General features: G+C 34.8%; 16 protein-coding genes. 5 read left to right on the top strand and 11 right to left on the bottom strand.

Annotated features, from left to right (window positions below; translation table 11 throughout):
- Positions 1-431: 431 nt before the first annotated feature.
- The 9 genes from E1171_RS20315 to E1171_RS20275 all read right to left on the bottom strand — a co-directional run bounded on the left by E1171_RS20315 (position 432) and on the right by E1171_RS20275 (position 10,233).
- A complete protein-coding gene (locus E1171_RS20315) occupies positions 432-1,058 on the bottom strand; it encodes a GumC domain-containing protein (protein ID WP_155207900.1) in 627 nt (208 codons plus the stop codon).
- Positions 1,059-1,461: 403 nt separating this feature from the next.
- Entirely contained in the window at positions 1,462-2,832 is a 1,371-nt protein-coding gene (locus tag E1171_RS20310; RefSeq protein WP_155207899.1) for an amidohydrolase family protein, read from the bottom strand.
- A 101-nt stretch (positions 2,833-2,933) separates the two neighbouring features.
- Positions 2,934-3,155: a ComEA family DNA-binding protein gene (locus E1171_RS20305; protein WP_155207898.1), complete on the bottom strand. Its 222-nt coding sequence runs from the start codon at positions 3,153-3,155 to the stop codon at positions 2,934-2,936.
- Positions 3,156-4,110: 955 nt separating this feature from the next.
- Complete coding sequence (locus E1171_RS20300) at positions 4,111-4,950, bottom strand: head GIN domain-containing protein (RefSeq protein ID WP_155207897.1); 840 nt, start codon at positions 4,948-4,950, stop codon at positions 4,111-4,113.
- A gap of 411 nt (positions 4,951-5,361) precedes the next feature.
- Positions 5,362-6,168 (bottom strand): helix-turn-helix transcriptional regulator, encoded by an 807-nt coding sequence (locus tag E1171_RS20295; protein WP_155207896.1) that lies wholly within the window; start codon positions 6,166-6,168, stop codon positions 5,362-5,364.
- Positions 6,169-6,369: 201 nt separating this feature from the next.
- Positions 6,370-7,275, bottom strand: a complete 906-nt coding sequence (locus E1171_RS20290; RefSeq protein ID WP_155207895.1) for an NAD(P)-dependent oxidoreductase — start codon at positions 7,273-7,275, stop codon at positions 6,370-6,372.
- A 109-nt stretch (positions 7,276-7,384) separates the two neighbouring features.
- A complete protein-coding gene (locus E1171_RS20285; protein WP_155207894.1) occupies positions 7,385-8,107 on the bottom strand; it encodes an SDR family oxidoreductase in 723 nt (240 codons plus the stop codon).
- 37 nt (positions 8,108-8,144) lie between these two features.
- Complete coding sequence (locus E1171_RS20280; RefSeq protein WP_155207893.1) at positions 8,145-8,621, bottom strand: GNAT family N-acetyltransferase; 477 nt, start codon at positions 8,619-8,621, stop codon at positions 8,145-8,147.
- A gap of 442 nt (positions 8,622-9,063) precedes the next feature.
- Positions 9,064-10,233, bottom strand: a complete 1,170-nt coding sequence (locus tag E1171_RS20275) for an oxalate decarboxylase family bicupin (RefSeq protein ID WP_155207892.1) — start codon at positions 10,231-10,233, stop codon at positions 9,064-9,066.
- 322 nt (positions 10,234-10,555) lie between these two features.
- On the opposite strand from E1171_RS20275, the gene E1171_RS20270 reads away from it, so the two are divergent.
- From E1171_RS20270 to E1171_RS20250, 5 genes are all read left to right on the top strand, one after another.
- The gene (locus tag E1171_RS20270) at positions 10,556-11,179 is read left to right on the top strand and encodes a hypothetical protein (RefSeq protein ID WP_155207891.1); all 624 of its coding nucleotides are present in this window, start codon (positions 10,556-10,558) and stop codon (positions 11,177-11,179) included.
- The gene (locus E1171_RS20265) at positions 11,176-11,481 is read left to right on the top strand and encodes a transcriptional regulator (RefSeq protein ID WP_187696556.1); all 306 of its coding nucleotides are present in this window, start codon (positions 11,176-11,178) and stop codon (positions 11,479-11,481) included. Before E1171_RS20270 ends, E1171_RS20265 begins: the two co-directional genes overlap by 4 nt.
- 50 nt (positions 11,482-11,531) lie before the next feature.
- Positions 11,532-12,971 carry a DUF4153 domain-containing protein gene (locus E1171_RS20260; protein WP_155207890.1) on the top strand — a complete coding sequence of 480 codons (1,440 nt, stop codon included), beginning with the start codon at positions 11,532-11,534 and terminating at the stop codon, positions 12,969-12,971.
- Between the two features lie 644 nt (positions 12,972-13,615).
- The gene (locus E1171_RS20255; RefSeq protein WP_155207889.1) at positions 13,616-14,902 is read left to right on the top strand and encodes a glycosyltransferase family 87 protein; all 1,287 of its coding nucleotides are present in this window, start codon (positions 13,616-13,618) and stop codon (positions 14,900-14,902) included.
- Positions 14,903-15,018: 116 nt separating this feature from the next.
- A complete protein-coding gene (locus tag E1171_RS20250) occupies positions 15,019-15,630 on the top strand; it encodes a class I SAM-dependent methyltransferase (protein ID WP_155207888.1) in 612 nt (203 codons plus the stop codon).
- Positions 15,631-15,848: 218 nt separating this feature from the next.
- On the opposite strand, the gene E1171_RS20245 is transcribed toward E1171_RS20250, so the two are convergent.
- Both E1171_RS20245 and E1171_RS20240 read right to left on the bottom strand, forming a co-directional pair.
- On the bottom strand, positions 15,849-16,142 hold the full coding sequence (locus tag E1171_RS20245; RefSeq protein ID WP_155207887.1) for an SCP2 sterol-binding domain-containing protein: 294 nt from the start codon (positions 16,140-16,142) through the stop codon (positions 15,849-15,851).
- Positions 16,143-16,343: 201 nt separating this feature from the next.
- On the bottom strand, positions 16,344-16,585 hold a 242-nt coding region (locus E1171_RS20240; protein WP_222931555.1), incomplete at its 5' end, for a TetR/AcrR family transcriptional regulator.

Below are 16,585 nucleotides of genomic sequence, written 5' to 3'. Positions count from 1 at the left end.
AATTCTCTGAGATCAAGCATTCTTAAACTTCAAATGCTTACCTCATTTTTTTAGTTTCTTTTTATTATTGTTAAGAAGATTTGCAATTACCTTGCCAATATAGATTGACTGTGAATTTTGATGAGGATCTTTGTGAGCATTTCTTATGTATTAAAATCTCTGATTTTCAGCTAAATTTGATCAAATCATGAAAATAACTCTGAGTTCCATCCAAGACATAAATAAAGCTAAAAGACAAAGACTTAAACAACCTATAAACAACAGAAGATCAGGATATAATAAAGGAGAAAACCAAATTACGGCACGGAAGCCTATACTTAAAATCATGGTATCATCTTAAGAATTTGAATGACTGATTACCAGATGGCAAGCCAATAAAAAAAGCCTCATCTGAAATGAGGCATAGGAAAAAGAAATTTATTTTTATCCCCTTAAAATGATATTCGATTTCTTAAATTTTGATATTTTTGGCTTATTTCATTGGCGTATTGACTGAGTTTTTCTTTTGGCTCCTTCTGGATTTTATTAATATCCCGCTGAATATTTTCAATGTCGTTTTCAACCTGTTTCTTTTTATTTCTAAAAGTTTGCTGATATTGAGGTTGATCTTCCGAAAATCTTCCTTTTTGTATTTCCAAACGGGCGTCTAATTCTTGTTTTTCATTTTCTATATCCCTAAAAGTCTGATTTAATGTGTTTTTTAAGTTTTGGGACACCTTTTGCATTGCTCTGGAAATGTCAGACTTAAAACTTGAAAAGGATCTATCAATTTTCCTCTTTTGATCATTAATGGAAGCAATGTCTCTTGGCCGTTCCTGGCTTAATTGGTTTTTGAGGTCATTAAATTCTCTTTCAAGATTTGCCCCCTCTTCTCTAGCATGTTGCTTAACTTCCTGAATTTGCTTATGGGCAACTTCTAGGGAATGACGGAAACGTTGCTTTTCTTTTTCAACTTTCTCAACGGATTGCTGTCTGGTTTCACTTAACTGGGATTTCAATTCATTCACTCTTTCTTGAATGTCCTTAATCCTTCTTTGATCACTTTGGCTTTGTTGCATGGTTATGAATGATTTAGTTGATTATAACATTTAAGTTAGTATTAATTGTTTGAAAAATTATATAAAATATAAAAATAATTAAATTTTATTAAATCAACTGATCTCCGTAACAAATCTGACAAGAATAAAGAAAGGAAATTTGAAGAGAAAAAATCTAAAATACTTTTTACTCAATCAATACTATTACTGAGCCGCTTAAAACAAGGTATTCTATCATTTGTTAAATTTTTGAAGCTCGCTAATGAAAGGACATAAAACACTCTATAATTATTGTTCTTAGGTGATTAAAAAAAACCCTTGACTGATTGTAAGAAATCATCAAGGGATATTTGATATTATTGGGCCGCTCAATTATGTCACAATGACCTAATTGATTTAAAAAAGTGATAATTTAAGAACTCATCTATTGCTGTGGCTTCAATAAATCACTTTTAAACATGAATTCACCACCTTTTATTACTCCTCTAATGTCCAAAGTATTTTCGATGTTCTCCAGTGGATTAAAACTAATTAACAAAAGATCTGCATCCATCCCTCTCAGAACTCTTCCTTTCTTGGCTTCTTTTCCAAGGTACAAAGCAGGATTAACGGTGGCAGTTTTTAGAGCTTCATAAGGACTTAATCCTGCATTAGTTAACCATTGCAATTCCTGGTGAAGAGCGTAACCAGGGGCAAGAAAAGGGTTAGGGGTATCTGTTCCTGCCAATAGCTTTGCACCTGTTTTATGAAGTTCTTTTACAATTGTTCTGTTTAGCTGAACCAATCTCTTATAATCTTCTCCTGAAAAACCACCACTATTTTGCCACCAATCTACTAAGCCTTTTGGTAAATTTCTGGCTACTTCAGACTCGGAGAATGTGTTCACAAAAAGAGAGTCATTAGAGTTCTCATAAAGAACGAGGGTAGGACAATTCCACACACCAAATTCAACGGTTTTTTGTGCCACCTTTTCTAATTTTTTGGTATCTATCCATTTTGCTGCGATAAGATCAATACCATGATCTTTTGGAGGGGCTTCATTTAATATAGGCCCACCATATATCATTCGCGGATATCCACTTAAGTGCTCTACAGATCCTGTTTGAGGAGAAAGAAGGCTATCGGGATGTACACGGTATGGAAGATGCCCAGCTATTGGAATATTTCGATCTGCTGCAACCTCTAGAAATTTTTTATATACCTCAGGAGATAAACGTGAGTATAATTTGAGAAAATCAAAACCTTTTCCCATCTGATCATCTACAACCCATTCAACAGAATCAGGATCAGTAACAATGGGGGTAAAATGAGCCTCTCCCCAAGATGGAGGGTTACCATCAATTAGTTCACTAGCAACAATTAAATCTGGCCCACGAAGCGTTCCCCCCTGAATACTGTCTTTCCAATCAAGATGTACTTGTGCTCCATTCATAACACGTACTGTGGTGATCCCATAGCCTAAAAATTGGTCTAGAAAATATTTATTACCCCACCCCATATGCACATGCATATCGGCCAAGGCTGGAATCAAATATTCATTATTGGCTTGAATAATGTCCACACTTTCCGAATACCTATAATCCAGCATATCTTTGGCCGGAATAATATTCAAAATCTTTCCATCTTTAATTAAAACATCCTGTTTTTCAATTACCCTTTCCTCGTCCATAGGGACAACGTTTACATTTTTGATCACCAGGTCGGGAATTTCAACTGTACGCTTGGGGCTACATTTTGAAAAAATAAAACTTGCGACAAAAGCGAATACCACTAGTATAAAATTATAACTCATCATCTAAAGATTAAAAGTTTGAGATTCATTCAGTTGAAGTCAAGTTCAAATTCAACAATACCCGAGATCTGCTCTCTTCAAAGCTAGACTTAAAAACTCTCAGCCTAATGCTTACTTAAGACCCTCTCAAAGACCGAAAGAGATAGGATTAAAAAAACCCTCAAGTCCGAATTTCTTTGGTTGGTCAAGGGATGGGAAAAGCCTAATTTCTCCCTTTCCACAATTATCCTTCTCCCTTGTTCATAGTCAATTCCCATACAACTATCCAGCTTATATTCATTTGCTGTATTTACATTAATAAGATGGTTATTCTTGGGTTCTAGCATCCAAAGTCCTTAGCGAATTTTGAGCTCCTTATTTAAAGTCCACCGTTTCCCAGCAGTGATACCCAAAAAAATACTCAACTCCACTTTATTATCAGTTGAAAGTTCACTTAACCACACATTATGTATTCAATAAGTGGAGATTTCCCCGTATGATCATTACCTTTTAAATTGTGCCACATCCAAATATATATCTGTAAAACATTTTCAAAAGGAATAAACACCTTAGAAACATTCACATCATGGGCTATATAAGATAATAAAAAATTGTTATAAAACTTTTGAACATGAAATTTTGCAGCAAATCAGTATGGGTACTTACTTTAGGGCAAAAGGTTACAAGAAACCCTTCTCAGTATAGCATTTGTTAGGCATTTCTGAAGCAGGCAGGGTCAAAAACAGGGAAAACAAGATATAACAATTTCCTCTCCTACATTGATAACATATCGATATCTATTCCCTTCAAGATTAGTTTATGATATATAAATTTATTGATTAGGGCAGCGAATTGGTGAAGTTACATATCAATCGCTGAGCACCATATTAAAGTCCCTTCTCATGTCATGCACTTCTAATTCTACATAGTTCAACTCAGAATAATTAACTTCTTTGGTAGCTTCAACCAGTGAAAGTCCATGACGAATAAATCCAGATCGGCTTTTTGAAAGAAAATCTCATTAGGACCCTTTGTATTTCAGGTAAGATCATAACTGCACTGACTTAACATTATCAAGAATTGGTAAAATGGTTCACCCAATTCTTTATTAAATACTTTCATTTATTATTACTCCCTTCTCCAAACAATATTTAAAAATCTTTCTACTCGTTCCGAATAAAAGCCTATCAAAACCCGGATCCAAAAAAGACCCCATAAATGGGAGTTTATAAAAACAAAAGAACCGACGTTCTAATGAAACGTCGGCAAAAGCAAGCATTAACTATTCATAATCTCCAACAGTTAATTTTCATTGGCATCATACAATTTCCCTGAAGCTGATATATCCGGATTAATGATTGGCCTTCCTTTATAATAGACATCCCCACTAGCCTTTATGGTTACATTTAACTTCTCCTGTACGGTCACATTCGCATCTCCTGAGGCTCTAATCAAAATAGTGGCGTTAGTACTTTCCAAATCAAACGCATCAAGTCCCCCCCCAGCATTAGAATCCAGATTCAAATTTTGGGTAGTACCTTCTAAGGAAATATTACCGTCGCCTCTTATTTCAGCCTCTATATTTTTTGACTGTAATGCAGAAAAGGAAATTTTCCCTGAGGCGTTCATATCGCAAAAAATTTCGTCAGCAGTTCCACGTATTCCTATTTCTCCATCAGCATCCACTTTTGCATTAATGGAATTTGCCTCAACATCCAGATTCATTTGCCCGTCTGCATTCATTTCTAAATTCAAATGATTGAGATTAACAAAAGGAGTCTCTGTGAAGACATTACCGCCGGCCGTCACTTTTATCTCCTTCAGTTCGGGTACACTTATATAAACAGTAAGCCTTTCATAGGACCTAGTATTCTTTTGAACATCAATTTCCCATTTGTTGTCCTTCACATTAGTATTCAAATTATCAATAATATTTTGCTGACCCGAAACCGTTACCTTTTGTTCCGTATCCTGTTTCAGGAATACATCTACATTATCAAGGTTCAATTGTAAAACGTCAAAAGGCTCCAGAGACAGGGTTTGACTCACTACCTCGCCTTCACCTTTTATACCACAACTATTCAAAAGAATAAGCACACCTAATGGGATAAAAATAGATTTAATAATGTACATTGTTTTCATAATAAAAGATTAAAATTGGGGTTACGTAAATTTCTTTGACTTTATAAAAAATGATAATGGGAAGAATAACCTAATCCGTAGTAGGTCTAAATCCCCCACCAAATCCAAATAACCAGTTATCCTTCACAATAAGTTTAAAAAGCCCTCTCAAACCCTTGCAAAATAACACAACGTATTGAGAGGAATGATGCCATTGATTATTTCCAACAAAACTAATTGATCCAAAAAAATTAAAATTGTAAAAATGCGAACAGCCTATCGCTATTTTACTTTTTTATTCTATTTGATAAGAAAAGATTACTTAAAAGGAGAGCCAAAATTTCATTCTGCCCATAGGATAATCCCATAACTTAAGAAAATCAAGCTATAGTTAATCATGAAAACCTTATCATTGCATGGAAAAATCTCTCACTAACAGTGACAATGTCCTGAAAGGATATAATTGCAAACATCAAATTCTCGAGGAGAAATAAGAGCTAATCGTCTAAATGCCTTGATAAAATGAGCCTGATCGTAGAAACCAAATTCCATGGCTAACTGCGTCATATTGGATCGTTTAGATCCCAAAGCTAATTGCTGAGCCGCTTGTCGAATTTTTATAATAGTAAAAAACTCTTTTGGAGATAATCCCAAATGGTTTTTGAATTTCTTCTCAATATACCTAGAAGAATATCCTAAATGAAGACTTAAATCTTGTATGGTGAACTTAGGATTTTGATTATAGAGAATACTACAACTATTTTGAATCAGGTCTGTTGTGGAAGATTTTTTTAAGGAATTAGGAAAACTTTTCTGGAGAAAACCAATAAGAGATTTCTCATCTTCTGGACAAAATTCACGAAACTTATGATAGAAAGGTTTGTTCACCTCACTAACCGGCACGTAGGCGTTTTTAATTGAACTCAGATCAATTGTAGTAAACAAAGAAGGAGTCCAAGGATAGCATTGAAGTATTATCACTTTAGTATAAGGCCACAACCTCACTTCTACCCCCCTGCTCAATTGCCCGGTTAGATAGACACCTTCTTTATGTTCTGTCTCAATTTTCGCGGTTGTAAACCGCATTCCTTGACCAAACACAAAAAACAAAGCAGGACAACCATTGGGTAAAACACATTTTTTATTTGCAATGAGTGAACTTCTAGCGTTATCTAAGATAAAGACCTTTCTGAAATAGCTGGCCAATGATTTCTCAACCTCATATTCATTTATAATCATTATTTCCCCAATTAATTTCCCTTATGACCACAAGGTATATTCAAAAAAAAGTCCAACCCCGTTTCCCCCAACTCAGGAATAAAAAAATATAACCTAAAAGGTCATAATCTTTCTCCGTTTACCCTTGTAAATCCCCTACTCACCATTTCCTTTTAACATATAAAGTCTAATATTAAAAGCCTGCCGACCATCCCCTTTTAGTCAGAAGGAAATTTCCTCCAGAAATGCTTCAATATTTTCAATTACTTTTCTTGATAATCTTTCCTTTGCTTCTTTCGTCCAGCCCGAAACCAAGTTGGTGGAAATGATTCTTTCATAGGTGGAAAACTCCTCCCCATAGCCTCCAATCCCGTCACCATCCAATAAGGCAAAATTCCCTTCTGTTGTAATCCATTTTTTGAAGGCCAACTCATCAAATGTCAACCCTAATGATGTGTTAATAAGAATTTTCCCATTACCAAATTCTTTAAATTCTTTCTCTTTTAATAGTTGGGTTCCTTTAGGGAGATGCAAAGAAATTATTTCAACCTCATTTAATAATTGGTGTAGAGGAAGAAATTTCACTCCATTTTGCTCTGCCTCCTCTTTTCTACTTCTATTGAAATAATATACATTCATTTGGAAAGCTTTTGCCCTCTCGGCAAGCATTCTTCCGGTAGTACCAAACCCTATAATTCCTAGCTTCCTATTCGTCAACTCCACTGGCTCTTGCTTCCATTGATACTTTCCGATCCCCTTGTTTAACCGGATTAATTCGGAAAGGATATATTCAACCAAACCTTCATCTCCATAATCCCGAATGCCTTTTACAGTAATATTTCTTTTCTTGGCAAAGGCTATATCTACATTGGAAGATTGGTCGTCGTATAAACTACAGCACATCCCTATGTACTTCAGATTTTCACATGCCCCTATTACCTTTTTTGTGACCTGTGTATGCCAAGACACTAAAACACATTCGGCATCTTGAATTCGGTTTATAATTTCTTCTTCCGAATTGGGAAAGTCATTATGATTTATAATACCATTGACTGAGAACTTCCCCAGCTCTTCAATGGCCCAATCTTGCAAACCAGTTTGATCTACAACTACAATTTTATTGAACATAGGATAGTTAATAATAAAGATTTACAGAATTGAAATTCCCAATCCCCAACCTGTACTAAATTAAGTAATAATTATCTCCAAGACTTCCTGATTTAGAAGATGAAAATTTTCACCACTCAATTTCCATTCTGTCTTTTAAAAATTTGCCACTAAATGTTAGGCTAGATTTTGTTGCCAACCATATGATTGTGTCTACGGCATCCTCCACTTTTAGCCTTGCCTGTTTGCCGCCCATATCAGTTTGCACCCAACCCGGACTAACGGCATTAATTTTAATAGATGTACCTTCCAATTCTTTGGAAAACACCTTGGTCATTACATTTAATCCTGCTTTGGAGAGCCTATATCCAATACTACCTTTATCCATAGTGCTTAACTGTCCCATAGAGCTGGATACATTTATTATTCGAGCATCCTTACTTTTTCTTAATAATGGGATTAGCTCATTAGTGAGTCTCATTGGCCCCAAAGTATTCACCTCCAAAGTCTGGAGAATATTTGAATAGTTTGGATCCAGAGCACTAATTTCCTTATTTGAATCAGATGAATTTTCCAGATTAATTCCTGCATTATTAATTAACAAATCAAGCTTTCCAAACCTTGCCTCTATGAAACCCCTCACACTTTCAAAAGTGTTATAATCTCCCAAGTCTAATTTTTGATAAAAAAGTTGGCCTTTTTCGCTTTTCAATCTTTCAACCGCCTTTTTGCCTTTTTCTTCATCTCTACTGGTTAAAATAAGGGTAACTCTATTTCCCAATAACTGCCTACATATCTCAAAACCAATTCCCTTATTCCCACCCGTCACTAGAGCAATTTTATTTTCTATCATTATATTTTAGTTCTGACCTACTTAGCTTTATTCCCATTTACAATTCCCAAACAAAAATTCCTTTTTCCCTATAGTATGCACCTAATTCTTCATAAAATTTAATGGCTCTTATATTGTCCTTTTCAACTTCCCAACGGATTCTCGGATATCCTTTTCTAATTCCTTCCTCTTTTATGGCTATCATTAATTTTCTTCCAATGCCAAGGCTCCTAAAATTACTTTCTACAAATACATCATCGATATTGATGGAAGATGCGCCAAGCCAAATGGAATAATTAATTGTGTAAGAAACAAAACCTGCAACTTCCCCCTCCACCTCAGCTAACAAAACCCCGAATTTTTCTTCCCCATTGAAACCATTTTTTAATAGGAGTTCTTCATTTGTAGTTACATATTCCAGGGCATGGTGATGAAGAGCCAGCTTTTTAATCATGCTCAGAACAGTGGAAACATCTTCTTTTTTGGCTCTTCTAATTAGGACTTCTTTCTGATCAATTTTCAATTTATTATGCATTATTTTTCTATTGGTCAAACTAAAAATATAATTTTAAAGGGAGGTTATATAAAAATATTTACTTAAAATTTTCACTGAATATAACTTAGATTTCCATTGAACAATATGGCAATATTTTCTATCATTTATTCAGAATAAATTTAATTCGATTACTTCCACCCTCAAAATACTTTTCTTAAACCTATTTGTCTTCAACCATTCTTCCCTAAAACTTATTAATTACTAGAAGAATGATCTACCCCACTTAAGTTTAAGTACAATGACATCAAAAGTAATTAAAGAGGAAAAAACAAAATTGTAAAAAAGCGAACGGTCAAAGGTTTCATCAAAAGGAAAATCCACAAACAAAAAGATATCATTAGGAAGTGAAAAAGGAAATTAGAATGTTTAAGAAAAAAACAATGTGACTAGTTCCTATTCTGTTTAGTTAAACTTAGTTATCTCATTTTACAATTGGCCATTTTTCTTTTCTTAATGCGGCCATCAGCGCAGGGGAAGCATCAATATTGTCTTTTACAACTTCTTTTGGACTTAGTGCCATCCATTGGTTCAAAGAAATGTCCGCAAATCGATTGCTTTTAAACATCTCCAAAAATACCAGTTTTTCATCTCCTGTGTTTTGAATATAGTGACCGAAAGCGAAGGGTACATACCCCACATCTCCAGGATTATAATTGAAAGTACGAGCCGTTTCTGCCGAGGCAAAAACCGTCATTCTTCCTTTTCCCTTGATAAAATACTGCCATTCGTCATTATTGGGATGCCAATGCATTTCCCGAATTCCTCCTGGCTCTATTTCCACCAAGGCAGCGGCAATGGTTTTAGAGATAGGAAAATTAGTGGAATCTACTATTCTAGCACAACCACCAGAGGTTTTTATGGCCTTTTGAGCCATTAAATTAAATGAAAACCCTTCGGGGGGAAATCCTTTTGGCCCCTTTATTGTCTGGCTCTCAATGCCAGGAGGGACTTCGGACTGGAAAATAAATTTTCGCTTCTCAGCCAATTGTTCAAAATCCTTTATTTCCAACCCAAAATTAGTCGCCAAAACATCTTTTGGAGTATGAGCAAGCCAATCGGAGATATTGAAAGTATGGCTTTCGGAAAAGCTGCCATCATCAAAAACCAGTAAAAATTCGCAACCCTCCTCCATTCCTTGAATGGAATGAGGAATCCCAGGCGGAAAATACCACAGTTCTCCTTCCTCCACGTCATCTACAAAATTATGACCTTCCTGATCCACGGCTGAAATCCGAGCCTTTCCTTGAAGCATATAAGCCCACTCCGCCTCTTTATGCCAATGAAGTTCACGTACTCCCCCAGGTTTCAAACGCATATTTACACCAGCAAGAGTGGTTGCAATAGGAAGTTCCCTTTGTGTCACTTCTCTAGACCACCCTCCATGATATAGATTCATGTGAGTGTCGGAAAAAGAAAATTTCAAATTTGGAACATTACCCGCATCTGTTACCGGAGGAATAAGCATATCAGGATTCTCCAAATCTCTAGCAATATCTCTTGGACCAAGATCACTGGCTCCGGCTCCATCTTTTCTTATAGGCTCAGGTATTGGAACTTTTTTGAAAGGATAATCTGGGTTCGGTATAGGCATAAGCAATAGAAGAAATTAAGAGTTTGAAATTGGAAGGAATAAAAGATAATATTCACCTTTTCAGTTTATCATAATCCTCATACGTCAGGACCTGCTAAATCAAACAAATTAAAATATTACATATTTAACCTCATCAACTACTAAACCTCTAACAATTTCAAATGTTTGAACCTCAATTTTCACATAGTTGACTTAAAGATTAATTCATTCACAGGAAATTTGAACCTTACCTTAGAAGGAATAAGCCAATTTTAAAAATAAAGGGACAGTCCTTTGTTAATTTAAATCAAACCAATAACTTTGAAACACAAAGTACTTTACCATGAAGCAACCAAAAGAATACCTTGATGAAATATCCGAGATTCGTTCACTAATGGAGCGATCCTCCCGCTTTCTTTCCCTTAGCGGCTTATCGGGAGTTATGGCAGGGCTTTACGCCCTTTTAGGAGCATTTTTCGCTTATTCCATTATTTATCAAAACAACAATTATTTTGGTTATCGCACAATTGACTTGGGAGAACTCAATACAATAAAACTACTTGTCCTAGATGCATTGTTAGTTTTAATCTTTTCCTTTTTCACCGGCCTACTGCTCACTTATAAAAAAGCAAAAAAAGAAGGGAATAAAATTTGGGACAAACAGGCGCAACAAATCTTAAAACATCTTTTAATCCCTCTTGTCACAGGGGGTATTTTGAGCATAATTTTAATACAAAAAGGTTATATGGGAGTAGTTGCCCCATTAACCCTCATCTTCTATGGTCTAGCTTTAGTCAACGTATCCAAATTTACTTATTCTGATATCCAATATCTTGGACTGCTCGAAATCGCCCTGGGTTTAACCTCTTGTGTATACATTGGGTATGGCCTATTATTTTGGTCCATAGGCTTTGGGGTACTACACATACTATATGGAATCATCATGTATATTAAATATGAAAAGTGAAAACGGTGATCCAAAATATTAACAAAGCTTTTGAAAACCGCGTCCGACTGGGAGTAATGTCTGTACTGATGGTCAACGATAAACTGGACTTTAATGCTCTAAAAGAATTACTAGAGGTCACAGACGGAAACCTTGCAAGTCACCTAAGAGCATTAGAAAAAGCCGGGTATGTTGAAGTTCAAAAGCAATTTATTGGAAGAAAACCAAATACACAATACAAGGCTACTCCTGAAGGCAAAAAGGCCTTCCACAGCCATTTAGAGGCTTTAGAAAATCTATTAAAAAGCAGTAAAAAGAGTTAATTTTTTTAAACATTTACTTTGTAACTCAAAGTACTTTACAAAAACTAAATATGAAACGAAATCATCTTCCCTTAGTAGGCTTAACCTTTGCCTACACCACCCTATTTTACAAACAGGCCTCAGGCATCAATTACCTGATTTTCAATCTTCTTCTACTTTTCTATTTATATTGGAAGAATAAAACCAATTTATTATCCTTAAAAGGACTTATCACCACATTAGGTTGCCTCATTAGTAGCGCAAGTATTCTTTTATGGAGTACCTCTTTGGCTATTTGGGGCAATATCATTTCTTTATTAGCAGTGATGGGCTTTATCATTCATTCCAGAATATCCCTATATACAGCAGTGACCAACTCTATTTACCAGGCAACAACCTCTTTTATATGGAGATGCATAAATAAATTGGGGCTAAACCCCACGGCCTCAAAAAAACGCACAAGAAAAAAAAGTCCTAAATTAATACTGCTAAAAAGCTTGACTTTCCTGATTCCCACCCTACTTGTTTTTGTTTTCTTAAGTTTATATAGGGCTGGCAACCCAGCCTTTAATGATTTAGTAGAAACTATAAATCTGGATTTCATATCCATTAATTGGCTACTTTTTACCATAATGGGTTACCTTTTATTATTTGGTCTTCTTCAACAAAACTCTATAGTTTCCTGGCTGGAAAAAGACCTCAAACTTCCTAATCAACTTCAACGAGAGCGAAACTTTAAAACACGCTCCTTCCACCCTTTATCATTAAAATTTGAATTATTAACTGGATTTATCCTTTTAGCCTTACTAAACCTCCTACTTTTTAGTTTCAATGCTCTGGACTTATATAATCTTACCAATTCTGCCTGGTCTAAAGAAACAAATTATTCAGCCAATGTACATCAGGGAGTCAATACCCTTATTATTTCCATAGTCCTGGCCATTGCCATCATCATTTATTTTTTCAGGAAAAACCTAAACTTCTACAGGGACAATTCCAAACTTAAGCTCCTAGCATATACCTGGATAGTTCAGAACATTCTATTAGCATTAACCACCGCATGGAAAAACCTCTCCTATATCCATGAGTTGGGACTCACTTACAAAAGAATAGGCGTATTTATATATTTAATACTTGTGGCAGGAGGACTTATTACGACCCTCATAAAGGTTCATAAGGCAAAAAGCACCTGGTACTTATTTCGGTCAAACAGTTGGATAGCTTACCTTCTTTGGATCAGCTGCAGCCTGTTCCCTTGGGATGTTATGATCACCCAATACAATTTAAAACATTCCCAAAAAACTGACATACGTTATCTGCTTTCCTTGTCAGAGACAAACATCCACCTACTTGACAATCATTTTCAAAAGAACAAAGATTTGGATTTTATGTACCGATTAAAAAATGAAAAAAGAAAAATAAAATTTTTAAAGGGAGAAGAAAACCGATCCTTATTCTCTTGGAATTATATCCATTGGAGGATCAAAACTCATTTAAATCAAATAGACTAATGGGCCGACATTGGGGTACCGGAAAATAAAAGGTACCCCGCCCAGACTGTTACATTATTTATACCTTTAAAGTACTAAGAAGTTTGATCTGAAATTGGTGAGTTTTGAAAATTAATTTGACCCATTATGGCATAAGTGGTTTTGTTCTCTTCTTTTTTCGATTGTTCCCTGAAAAAGAGGTCTGGTGCTTTTTAAAATCTAACTCAAATATTATTGAACCTCCTAAGAAATAATAGCACCATAAATGGATAACCTTAAAATTGATTTTTACAGCAATAATCTCTACTTTGATTGTATCTACGACAGAGTGAATACTTAAAAAAATGTTGTAAAAAAATCCAGGTCCTCCCAATATAATAACCAATGCTTTAACTAATTAAGAGAACTCAAGGCCATTGCCAATTAAGGAAAACGACAATAAATGTCCAAAAAAAGATCGTTGACCCCAAAATTAGTTCCTCATCCAATCAATGAGGTAAATTTATTTACAATCACCAATTCCATTCCCAGTTCATTCCCACAGGTTTAAATTGAAAAGACTAAACACTCACACAAAGTTTTCTTATTAAAGTAAATTCTTCAGTCCTTTCCATTTCCTTGCAGACCAACAACCTCATTTGAGGCTCTCATTATATGAGCTTAGCATGAAAAGTAAAATTAGATCATTAATAGCTGATTACAGGATAATTACATGGATTTACCTTTTGTTTGCATTAGGGGCAAGTGTACAATGTATTCTCTTGGGCAGCAAAACCATTCAATATGAAGAATTCACCTATGAACATTATAATTATAATAATTACATAATTTTTAAAAGCTCCTTTCAACATTTAAAAGAGGGTAAAAACTTATATAAAAGGTATCCCCAAGAACACCAAGATTTTTTTAAATATACGCCAACATTTGCAGTATTTTTTGGTATTTTCTCCATTCTACCCAACTGGGCAGGGCTAAGTTTATGGACCTTTATTAATTGTTTCATTTTATTATTGGCAATCTACTCCTTACCCCAATTAAACCAATACCAAAAGGGGCTGATCCTGATCATCTGCTTAATTGAGGCCATGACCTCTATGCAAAATCAACAATCAAACCTTTTAATTGCTGGACTTTTGATCTTATCCTTTAGTTTGTTAGAAAGAAAAAAATACCTTATCGCCACTCTTTGCATTGTTTCTTCCACTTTTATAAAATTATTCGGAATATTTGGAATTGTATTATTTCTATTTTACCCTCAAAAATGGAAACTGGCCTTTTATTCCATCTTCTGGACTCTTCTAGTTTTTAGCATACCCCTTTTTTACATCAATTTGGAGCAATATAGATTTTTAATCCATAGCTATGGGAATTTGTTATCAGATGATTACGCAATTTCCTATGGGTTTTCAGTAATGGGGTGGTTACATTCTTGGTTGGGAATTGAATTGGACAAAAATTTCATCATTTTAATTGGGGCAGGTACTTTTCTTGTTCCTTTAATCCAAGTCAAGAAATATAATCATTACACCTTTAGGCTTTTGACCTTATCTTCTCTATTAATTTGGCTAGTAATTTTTAACCATAGAGCAGAATCAGCAACATATATTATCGCTATGACGGGTGTATCTATTTGGTTAATATTATCAAGAAAAAGTAAAATCAATATCCTACTTTTTGTGAATGCCTTTATATTAACCTCCCTATCCCCCACCGATATATTTCCTGCATCCCTTCGTGATGAGTTTGTACGACCCTATGTTCTTAAAGCCTTCCCTTGCATCCTGATTTGGTTTAAGATTATTTTCGACATGGTATTTGAAGAAAGGAGACAGCGAAAAGTGAAACCATTACCACAAATAAAAGTGAAGAAACAATCTCTCCTAACCCTTTACGTGGGGATTTCCCTGCACCTTTATATATTGGCAGAAAATACTTTTAAATCACTGCAATAAAATGGTAAATTTCACATACAAACCCCTTAAAGCCCCCTCCCATCTGGCATTACACTACACCTTATTAAAAACTTAATTCAGTTGCTATTACCCCAACTTAAAACAAAAAGGAAAAAATGAAAACCTATCATGATTTCGTCATTAAAGACGGCCAATTTATTGGTGAATTTGAAGAGATGTATCAAAACTGTGAGGATCCCTGGGAGCAATCCACTCAACCCAATAAATACTCTAGGGCTGCAGGAATCTTACATATAAAAAACTTTGGAATAAAAAGTATTCTTGAATGCGGTTGCGGCCTTGGCTATTATGCAGACTGGATCTATAAGGAAACAGGCATAATTCCTAAAAGTTTAGATATATCTCCTAATGCCATTAAAAGGGCAAAAAGGATATTTCCCCACCTAGATTTCGAACTAGCAGATATCACTAGAGATTTGAAAAAATACAATAATATTAATTGCGTCCTTTTTGCTGAAATCCTTTGGTATATTTTGCCTCAACTAGATGACCTATTTGAGGTTTTACTCACAGAATTTCCACAGAAGTACTTTCTTGTCAATCAGGTATTTTACAAGGGTTCCCAAAAATACGGCACTGAATACTTCACAACCATACAGGAGTTTATTGATTATGTTCCTTTTCCATTACTAGGAAAATGTGAAGCCACAACGATACAGGACACCACGATTGAAACCTCCACTATTTTTAAAATACAACTAAAATAAAATAGCAGTCCCATACTTCCAAAAGCCAACACCCACTTCAATTTATTGATCGCCTTCCCGAATATTCCTAGAATTTGACAGAATGGTCTTGGGGAAAGTCCAATAATGAAAAATAAAAAGTGCTATTTTTTCTGTCTCTATTCAAACACAGAAAAAATAGCACTCCACGCTTTTTGAAAAAGCTAATTCCCTGAAAAATTTTAACCCGACTTTTTGGCTTACAATAAAGATTCGAGTTTCATGGCAAGTCCCATATTTCCTTTAATTTTCACTTTTCCAGTCATCACCGCCATCATCGGTTTTAGGGAGCCATCCTTCAATCGAAGTAAGGTTTTTTGAGAAGTAATAATAACGCAATCTGCTTCTGCATCTTCATTACTAACTACATTCTTTTCCCCTGTTCCATCAATAAATACTGCTTGATCATCGATAAGAAGTTTTAATTTAGCTCCCAATACAGCGGCCCTTTCTGCGTGTTTGGTTATTTCCTCAGTGATTTGTTCAAATGTCATAATATGTATTGTTAATTTTAACTTCTCATGCTAACATATCTCTAATTGTTATCATTTGCAAGGACTACAAAGTATTCTCCTTATCTGTATTCTCATATTTTAACATTTGTTAAAATTTTATGGTGAATATAATTTTAGTAAAAGTTAATACTTCTAAAAAAATGAATATTATTCACTGAGCGAATGAAATTATAAAAACCCTCATGATGAAGTGAGAAGAAAATATTCTTTTTCTCCTTTGGCTGTAAGATAAGGAAAAATGGATTGATTAATTATGCTAACATAGATAGAAACAGTTCTTTTGTCAATTCCCCCCTTTGATACTTCAGCGGAAGAAATCCAGAAATCACCCAGGATTTGAAAACGTTGGTAAAGAAATCGATATTCGTTAGGCAACTTTTCTTCCCTCATTATTTTTTTTTTAACCAGGCAGGAAAATAAAG

The organism is Xanthovirga aplysinae, from assembly GCF_009711365.1.
GTDB classification, from domain to species: Bacteria; Bacteroidota; Bacteroidia; order Cytophagales; family Cyclobacteriaceae; genus Xanthovirga; species Xanthovirga aplysinae.
The sequence above is the reverse complement of the archived record's forward strand: the minus strand, read 5'-3'. Positions and strand labels throughout refer to the sequence as shown.

What these genes read in the sequence shown, in the direction of transcription:
- E1171_RS20250 (WP_155207888.1), top strand. Translation starts at nt 15,019, where the DNA reads ATGAAAACCTATCATGATTTCGTCATTAAAGACGGCCAATTTATTGGT.
- E1171_RS20260 (WP_155207890.1), top strand. Translation starts at nt 11,532, where the DNA reads ATGAAACGAAATCATCTTCCCTTAGTAGGCTTAACCTTTGCCTACACC.
- E1171_RS20285 (WP_155207894.1), bottom strand. Translation starts at nt 8,107, where the DNA reads ATGATAGAAAATAAAATTGCTCTAGTGACGGGTGGGAATAAGGGAATT.
- E1171_RS20270 (WP_155207891.1), top strand. Translation starts at nt 10,556, where the DNA reads ATGAAGCAACCAAAAGAATACCTTGATGAAATATCCGAGATTCGTTCA.
- E1171_RS20255 (WP_155207889.1), top strand. Translation starts at nt 13,616, where the DNA reads ATGAAAAGTAAAATTAGATCATTAATAGCTGATTACAGGATAATTACA.
- E1171_RS20315 (WP_155207900.1), bottom strand. Translation starts at nt 1,058, where the DNA reads ATGCAACAAAGCCAAAGTGATCAAAGAAGGATTAAGGACATTCAAGAA.
- E1171_RS20245 (WP_155207887.1), bottom strand. Translation starts at nt 16,142, where the DNA reads ATGACATTTGAACAAATCACTGAGGAAATAACCAAACACGCAGAAAGG.
- E1171_RS20275 (WP_155207892.1), bottom strand. Translation starts at nt 10,233, where the DNA reads ATGCCTATACCGAACCCAGATTATCCTTTCAAAAAAGTTCCAATACCT.
- E1171_RS20290 (WP_155207895.1), bottom strand. Translation starts at nt 7,275, where the DNA reads ATGTTCAATAAAATTGTAGTTGTAGATCAAACTGGTTTGCAAGATTGG.
- E1171_RS20280 (WP_155207893.1), bottom strand. Translation starts at nt 8,621, where the DNA reads ATGCATAATAAATTGAAAATTGATCAGAAAGAAGTCCTAATTAGAAGA.
- E1171_RS20310 (WP_155207899.1), bottom strand. Translation starts at nt 2,832, where the DNA reads ATGATGAGTTATAATTTTATACTAGTGGTATTCGCTTTTGTCGCAAGT.
- E1171_RS20300 (WP_155207897.1), bottom strand. Translation starts at nt 4,950, where the DNA reads ATGAAAACAATGTACATTATTAAATCTATTTTTATCCCATTAGGTGTG.
- E1171_RS20295 (WP_155207896.1), bottom strand. Translation starts at nt 6,168, where the DNA reads ATGATTATAAATGAATATGAGGTTGAGAAATCATTGGCCAGCTATTTC.
- E1171_RS20305 (WP_155207898.1), bottom strand. Translation starts at nt 3,155, where the DNA reads ATGCTAGAACCCAAGAATAACCATCTTATTAATGTAAATACAGCAAAT.